At 60.7% G+C, this 7470-nt stretch carries 7 protein-coding genes; 5 read left to right on the top strand and 2 right to left on the bottom strand.

The genetic code is table 11. The features are described 5' to 3' along the window. From VJV58_RS11230 to VJV58_RS11245, 4 genes are all read left to right on the top strand, one after another. On the top strand, window positions 1–1206 hold a 1206-nt coding region (locus VJV58_RS11230), incomplete at its 5' end, for an aminotransferase class I/II-fold pyridoxal phosphate-dependent enzyme (RefSeq protein WP_324137417.1). 11 nt (window positions 1207–1217) lie between these two features. Next, window positions 1218–3647, top strand: coding sequence for a DNA translocase FtsK (locus VJV58_RS11235; RefSeq protein WP_324137418.1), 2430 nt, complete (start codon window positions 1218–1220; stop codon window positions 3645–3647). A gap of 137 nt (window positions 3648–3784) precedes the next feature. Continuing rightward, window positions 3785–4588: an outer membrane lipoprotein carrier protein LolA gene (locus VJV58_RS11240; protein WP_324137419.1), complete on the top strand. Its 804-nt coding sequence runs from the start codon at window positions 3785–3787 to the stop codon at window positions 4586–4588. A 69-nt stretch (window positions 4589–4657) separates the two neighbouring features. Then, a complete protein-coding gene (locus VJV58_RS11245) occupies window positions 4658–5473 on the top strand; it encodes an exodeoxyribonuclease III (RefSeq protein ID WP_324137420.1) in 816 nt (271 codons plus the stop codon). Between the two features lie 27 nt (window positions 5474–5500). On the opposite strand, the gene VJV58_RS11250 is transcribed toward VJV58_RS11245, so the two are convergent. Together VJV58_RS11250 and VJV58_RS11255 are read right to left on the bottom strand one after the other, a co-directional pair. Further along, window positions 5501–5944: a cyclic nucleotide-binding domain-containing protein gene (locus tag VJV58_RS11250; protein ID WP_324137421.1), complete on the bottom strand. Its 444-nt coding sequence runs from the start codon at window positions 5942–5944 to the stop codon at window positions 5501–5503. Between the two features lie 67 nt (window positions 5945–6011). Continuing rightward, window positions 6012–6698 (bottom strand): response regulator transcription factor, encoded by a 687-nt coding sequence (locus tag VJV58_RS11255; protein ID WP_324137422.1) that lies wholly within the window; start codon window positions 6696–6698, stop codon window positions 6012–6014. A gap of 231 nt (window positions 6699–6929) precedes the next feature. Between VJV58_RS11255 and VJV58_RS11260 the strand changes: the two genes are divergently transcribed. After that, window positions 6930–7470 (top strand): L,D-transpeptidase family protein (locus tag VJV58_RS11260; protein ID WP_324137423.1); only part of this gene is annotated, 541 nt, incomplete at its 3' end.

The following is a 7470-nucleotide window of genomic DNA, read 5'->3' on the forward strand; positions in this document are numbered from 1 at the left end:
ACCGCTTCATCCCGCGCGCCGCAAGACGCCGGTACCCAGCAAAGCGAGCGCTCGCCATTCGCCCGGCTGACCGAACTGCTGGCCCCGTACAAACCGGCTAAGCCATTGATTACGCTTTCGTTGGGCGAACCACAGCACCCGGTGCCGGCCTTTGTTGGCCCAGTGCTCGCCGACCACATCGCCGAGTTCGGCCGCTATCCCATTGCGAAGGGCATCGAGCCGTTCCGGCTGGCCGCGGCAAACTGGCTGTCCACGCGATTTCACTTACCGCGGCCGATCGACCCCGACAGCGAGCTTCTGGTGTTGAACGGCAGCCGGGAGGGGCTGTTTTTTGCGGCGCTGACCGCGGCGCGCTATGTCGGCGAGCGCAAGGGTAGACCCGCGATTCTGATTCCGAATCCATTTTACCCCGCTTACGCCGCGGGGGCGCGCGCTGCAGGCTGCGAGGCGATTTATCTGCCGACCACTCTCGCCAATGGATTTCTTCCCGATCTGGAGGCGCTCGATCACTCCACGCTTGCAAGAACGGTGGCGATGTACATCGCCTCACCAGCCAATCCGCAAGGCGCGGTGGCCTCGCGCGATTATTTCAGCCGCTTGAAACAACTCGCCGACCGGTTCGGGTTCCTGATCCTGAGCGACGAGTGCTATTCGGAGATCTACACCAGGGAAGCTCCGGGCAGCGTGCTGGAATGCGCCGGGCCGGACTTTAGCAATGCGATCGCTTTCCAGTCGCTGTCGAAGCGCTCCAATCTGCCGGGCATGCGGATAGGCTTTGCCGCCGGTGACAAAAAATTTCTCTCGATGTTTCACGAGCTGCGCAACGTTGCCGCTCCACAAGTGCCGGTGCCGCTGCAGCATGTCGCGGTCGCGGCCTACGGCGATGAGGCGCATGTCGAGGAGAACCGGCGGCTGTATCGGATCAAGTTCGATCTCGCCGACCAGATCCTCGGTAATCGCTATGGCTATCGTCGGCCCGCCGGCGGCTTCTGCGTCTGGCTCGATGTCTCGGAGCACGGCGACGACGAAGCGGCAACCGTCAAGCTTTATCGGGACGGGGGCGTGCGCGTCGTGCCCGGCAGCTATCTGGCGCGGACCCAACTCGATGGCAGCAATCCCGCGGCCGGTTACATCCGTCTAGCACTGGTATCGGACAGCGAAACAACGGCCGAGGCCCTGCACCGGCTGGTCGAAATTCTGGATTAGTCGCAAAGCCCATGAGCATGCCCGCGATCGAACGTGTCATTCCCCTGGTCGGCCATTTGCCTTCCTCGATACGGGAGGCGCTGGCGCGACGTTTGCGCGAGCTCGCTGGATTGGGATTGGTGGCGCTGTCCGGAGTCGCGACGGCGGCCCTGATGACCTGGTCCGTGCAAGACCCCAGCCTCAGCCATGCGACCTCGCGGCCAATCCGCAACGTCGTCGGTCACCCCGGCGCGATCGGCGCCGATCTTTTGATGCAGATCCTCGGACTTGGCTCGATCATGCTGATCCTCCCGGTCGCGGTGTGGGGGTGGCGCATGCTGACCCACCGTCCGTTCGACCGCCACGCATTGCGGATCGCATGCTGGATCCTGTGCACAATGACCTGGGCGGGATTCGCGAGCTGCTGGCCGCATGGCGCGGCATGGCCGCTTCCCACCGGGCTTGGGGGCGTTGTCGGCGATGCGCTGGTGCGCGCCCCCGCTGTGGTGTTCGGCCCGCCCGGTTTCGTCTATCGCCTGGTGCTCGGGATTCTCCTTCTCACCGCAGGCGTCGGGACATTCCTGATCGCGAGCGGGATCGGATCGCGCCCGCCAGAACAGCAATCTCCAGGGATCGCGGACGATGATGCGCCACTGGAGGAAGAAGATGAGGACGGTTCTGTATCGCTGGGATGGGCATTCCACGCCGCGATGAGCGCGAAGGCGCGGCTGTGGCGGCTCTTGACCGTCGCATATGCAAAGCTGGTGGCAAGCGCGCCTCCGGAACGCGTCGCTATGTTTGAGCGGCAGGAACCAACTCTTGGCGGCCGCGCGGTGCGGCCGGAAGTCGAGGATCACTACGAAGAAGAGGACGAGGAGGAAGAGGAAGCGCCAGCCCGCGCGGTGCGCAAGAAGCCCACGCCGCGCCTGCCGTCGCGCAAATCCTCCTTCGAGCTGCCGCCGGTCTCGGTGCTATCGGCACCGAGGGCGTCCGACCGTCAGCCGCTCAGCAAGTCCGAACTCGATTCCAATTCTCGCGCGCTGGAAGGTGTACTCGGAGATTTCGGTGTGCGCGGCGAGATCGTTAAAGCCCATCCCGGACCAGTAGTGACGCTGTACGAGCTGGAGCCGGCGCCCGGGATCAAATCCTCGCGCGTGATCGGCCTCGCCGACGACATCGCGCGTTCGATGAGCGCGCTCTCAGCGCGCGTCGCGGTGGTGCCCGGTCGCAATGCCATCGGCATCGAACTGCCAAACCCGCATCGCGAGAAAGTTTACCTGCGCGAATTGCTGGCGGTGAAAGACTATAACGAAACGGTCGCGAAGCTTCCGCTCTGCCTCGGCAAGAACATCGGCGGCGATTCCATTATCGTCGATCTCGCACGCATGCCGCATTTGCTGATTGCCGGCACCACCGGCTCCGGCAAATCGGTGGCCATCAACACCATGATCCTGAGCCTGTTGTATCGGCTCCGTCCCGATCAATGCCGCTTGATCATGGTCGATCCCAAAATGCTCGAACTCTCCGTCTATGACGGCATTCCGCATCTGCTGACACCTGTGGTGACCGATCCGAAGAAAGCCGTGGTCGCGCTGAAGTGGGCGGTGCGCGAAATGGAGGAGCGCTACAAGAGAATGTCCAAGCTCGGCGTCCGCAATATCGATGGCTATAATGCGCGCTTGTTGGAAGCCAAATCGAAGGGCGAGGAACTGACCCGCACGGTTCACACCGGCTTTGACAAGGAAACCGGCAAGGCGATCTACGAAGAAGAAAAACTCGATCTCGATCCGCTGCCCTTTATCGTCATCATTGTCGACGAAATGGCCGACCTGATGATGGTTGCCGGCAAGGATATCGAGGGCGCGGTGCAGCGGCTGGCGCAGATGGCGCGCGCCGCTGGCCTGCACGTCGTTCTCGCTACCCAGCGGCCGTCAGTGGACGTCATCACCGGCACTATCAAGGCAAACTTTCCGACCCGTATCTCGTTTCAGGTCACTTCCAAAATCGACAGCCGCACCATCCTCGGCGAAATGGGAGCCGAGCAACTGCTAGGGCAGGGCGACATGCTCTACATGGCCGGTGGCGGGCGTATCAGCCGCGTGCACGGACCCTTCGTTTCGGACGAAGAGGTCGAGAAAGTCGTGCGACATCTCAAAACACAGGGCCAGCCGGAATATCTTGAAGCGGTCACCGCGGAAGAACCCACTGACGAAGATGGCGGCGCGCTGTTTGATTCCACAGGTATGGGCAGCGATGGTGGCGGCGACCTGTTCACGCAAGCGGTCGCAATCGTCAAGCGCGACCGCAAAGCTTCCACCAGCTACATTCAGCGACGGCTGCAGATCGGATATAATCGCGCCGCCTCGCTCATGGAGCGCATGGAACTTGAGGGCATCGTTGGCCAGGCCAATCACGCGGGCAAACGAGAGATTCTGATCGAAGAGGAAGAAAGCGGATTTTGAGCAGCATGGCGAGCCCAGGTATCGCGACCTGACATTCTATTTTCACGCAAAAACGATATCTCGTTTCGCCAAAACCCGAATAAAATGGACAAAGAGTTAGACAGGAATTCGCGTTGAACAGAAATTTCAGATTTCGAATGCGTCAGCAATTTGCGTCTGGCGCGGTGCGCACCGGATTGACCTTACTATTCGCCGCTAGCGTGATCGCGCCTAGTTCCGCGCAGACTGTGCCTGTTCCGAAGCCGGCGCCGAAAATTCGCGGCAACATTCAGATGAGCGCGTCGGATGCTCAGCCAACTCCGACGACGACCGGGGCGACTTCGCGGATGGCACCGGAGCCCATCATTCCTGATCCGCGCCGGAACGTGCCCGCCAATATCTTTTCGAGCTTCGATGCCAACCAAAAGGCGCAAGCCGCCAGGGTCAGCGCCTACCTATCCTCGCTGCAGACCTTGGTCGGGAATTTTGTCCAGGTCGGACCCGACGGCAGCCGGTCCAAGGGCGACTTCTATATCCAGAAGCCCGGCAAGGTGCGCTTCGAATATGATGAGCCGAGTCCGATCGACATTGTCGCCGATGGATCATCGGTCGCGGTGCGCGACCGCAAGCTGGCGACCCAGGATATCTACCCGCTTTCGCAGACGCCACTGCGATACCTTCTGTCGGACCGCATCGATCTGCTAAAGGACACTAACGTTGTGAACGTCACGTCCGACGACCTTTTCATTACCGTCACCATCGAGGAGAAGCAGGCGCTGATCGGCACCAGCCGATTGATGCTGATGGTCGGCGCCAAGGATGGTCAACTCAAACAATGGACGGTGACGGACCCGCAGGGCTACGACACCACCGTGGCGATTTATAATCTGGACCCCGGCAAGAAGATCGATCCAAGCCTGTTCAAGATCGACTTCACGAGATATCCGACCTCGCCAGGTTAAAAATCGTTCTTGATTGCAAGCCGAAGACGTGCGTCATCGGGCACAATTGTTCATGGCTTGCAGAGTCCAATGCGGCTTTCCCTGACTACATGGAATATCAATTCGGTGCGGCTGCGCATGGATCTTGTCGCAAGGTTTATCAAGGCGGTGCGGCCGGACGTGCTGTGCTTGCAGGAAACCAAATGCATCGACGATGTATTTCCGCTGAAACGTTTCCGGCGTCTTGGCTATGAGCACGTCGCCCTCAATGGGCAGAAGGGGTACCACGGCGTCGCCATCCTTTCCAAGCTGCCTTTCGAGAGCACGGATATCCGCACCTTTTGCGAGAAGATCGATTCGCGCCACATCTCGGTAGCGTTCGCCGATAAAGCGCAGCTATCGAAGCCGCTGGTGCTGCATAATTTCTATGTACCGGCCGGCGGCGACATTCCTGATCCAGCGCTCAATCCCAAATTCGAGCACAAGCTGCAATTCCTTGACGAGATGAAAGCATGCGAGCCGTTGCATCCGCGCGGCGACGACCGTCATATCCTGGTCGGCGATCTCAATGTCGCACCGCACGAAAATGACGTGTGGTCGCACAAGCAGCTGCTGAAGGTCGTGTCACATACGCCGATCGAATGCGAGAAGCTGCTGGCGGCGCAGGCGCAGGGCGAATGGATCGACGTAGCCCGGGAACGGATTCCGCTATCGGAGAAGGTCTATACTTGGTGGAGTTACCGCGCCGCCGATTGGACGCTGGCCGATCGCGGTCGCCGGCTCGACCACATCTGGGTATCGCGCGCGTTAAAGGAGGGCGTCACTGATTTCCGCATCACGCGAGATGCCCGCGGCTGGGGGCGGCCGTCCGATCACGTGCCGGTCACGGTGACGCTGGACGTGTGAACACCCGACCAGCGTTCGTTCCACCCGCTAAACGTTCATCTTGGTCCCGGCCATCAATATTTCGCTGGCGATCTGGCTGGTCCGGCTGGCTAATTCATCGCGAAGCCGCCGCGCCGCGGTGGCGTCGTTTTCCAACACGCGCTGGAAAAGGCTGCGAGCGATCCGGATCACTGCGGAATGTTCAATTGCAGTCGCTGTGGCCGGCCGCACCATCTCGGTGATCAGTGACAGTTCGCCGATCAGCGCGTGCGGGCCGGCGATTGTTTCGGCACCGTTGCCGCCCTGAACGCGGAACGCGCCGCGCTGAACGATAAATCCAGCGTCAGCATCCTCACCTACTTTGAACAGCACATCACCACGCCTGAACATGCGCTGCTCGGAGCCGATGGCCAGCATCCGCAGTGCGGTCGTGCCCAATAGCTGCAGCGTGGGAACGCGCTCGAGCAGGGCAACGTCGTCTTCGATCGACATGGATAACCGATGATCGGGCGCGCTATCCGCGCATGCCAGTGGAACTAATCAGGCGGAGCCAATGCTATCACGGCACCAGCTTGTATCCACCGGCTTCCGTCACCAATATCTCGGGATTAGCCGCATCCTTTTCGATCTTTTGGCGTAACCGATAGATGTGGGTTTCCAGCGTGTGCGTGGTGACCCCCGAATTGTAGCCCCAGACCTCCTGAAGCAGCGTCTCGCGCGACACCGGAAGCTGGCCGGCCCGATAAAGAAAACGCAGGATCGCGGTTTCCTTTTCGGTAAGGCGCACTTTTTTGGCGTTCGCTCCGGTCAGCATCTTGGAGCCAGGCCGGAAACTGTACGGACCTACCGAAAACACCGCGTCTTCGCTGGCTTCGTGCTGCCGCAGCTGCGCCCGGATGCGCGCCAGCAGGACCGCAAAGCGGAACGGCTTCGCGACATAGTCATTGGCTCCGGATTCCAGCCCGAGAATAGTGTCCGAATCGGTATCGTGTCCCGTCAGCATGATAATGGGCGCCTTGAAGCCGCCTTTGCGCAGCGAGCGCACGACTTCCCGCCCATCGGTATCCGGCAGCCCGACATCCATCAGTACGAGATCAGGTGCATTGGCCTTGGCCGCGCTGGCTCCCTTGGCGCCGGTATCAACGGCGGAAGCTTCGAACTCCTCGTGTAACGAGAGCTGCTCCACCAGCGTGTCGCGCAGATCGGTATCGTCATCAACGATCAGGATCTTGCGGGCATTGGCCATGGGTACAATCCTCTGCGGCGGCGGGTGCGATGAAGGCGCCTTCAATTCATATGGGATGGTCTGGCGGGGTCGGTTAGGTCTTATTCGTCATGAAGTAGGCAAGTGTTACAGTTTGACAAGCGGAAGCGCAGTCTACCCCAGAATTCGAACGCGATGAGATGAATGTCCTGTAATGCCTCGAAATAAGGCATCGTCAATGATCCGACAATCCGCGGGGTCTATAATAATTCCATGGAAACCCATGTTGTTTCAGCTCCTTGCCGGGTAAGCCCTGGAAATCGGCCGCTTGCCGCGATCAGGATTCACGCCGTCGCTGGCAATCAGCGCCGGGGTTGGCTCAGCGCGGGCGGCCTTGTCGTGCCAGTCGCGCTCGGGCGAGGGGGGATCAGGGCCAATAAGCGAGAAGGCGACGGGTCCACCCCGAAAGGCACGTTCAGGCCGCGCCGGTTGTGGTGGCGCGCCGATCGTCATTCGCGGCCGCGGACGTTGTTACCGGTCCGCCCCATCGGGCCTGAAGACGCCTGGTGCGAAGACCCGCAAAGCCGCCACTACAACCGACCGCTACGAGCAAATGGCGGTGCGATGGGCGATCGACTGAAGCGAGAAGACCACCTGTACGATTTCATCATCGAGATCGATCACAACACCTGTCCGCGAATCGCGGGACGAGGCAGCGCGGTGTTCCTGCATCTGGCTCGAGATAATTTTGGTCCGACCGCGGGCTGTGTCTCGATGACCAAATCCGCAATGCTGCGGCTGTTGGCCCGGCTCG

This window comes from Bradyrhizobium sp. (genome assembly GCF_035273305.1).
Lineage (GTDB): Bacteria > Pseudomonadota > Alphaproteobacteria > Rhizobiales > Xanthobacteraceae > Bradyrhizobium.

Coding starts and splice junctions, on each gene's coding strand:
- VJV58_RS11235 (WP_324137418.1), top strand. CDS start 1,218: ATGAGCATGCCCGCGATCGAACGTGTCATTCCCCTGGTCGGCCATTTG.
- VJV58_RS11240 (WP_324137419.1), top strand. CDS start 3,785: ATGCGTCAGCAATTTGCGTCTGGCGCGGTGCGCACCGGATTGACCTTA.
- VJV58_RS11245 (WP_324137420.1), top strand. CDS start 4,658: ATGCGGCTTTCCCTGACTACATGGAATATCAATTCGGTGCGGCTGCGC.
- VJV58_RS11250 (WP_324137421.1), bottom strand. CDS start 5,944: ATGTCGATCGAAGACGACGTTGCCCTGCTCGAGCGCGTTCCCACGCTG.
- VJV58_RS11255 (WP_324137422.1), bottom strand. CDS start 6,698: ATGGCCAATGCCCGCAAGATCCTGATCGTTGATGACGATACCGATCTG.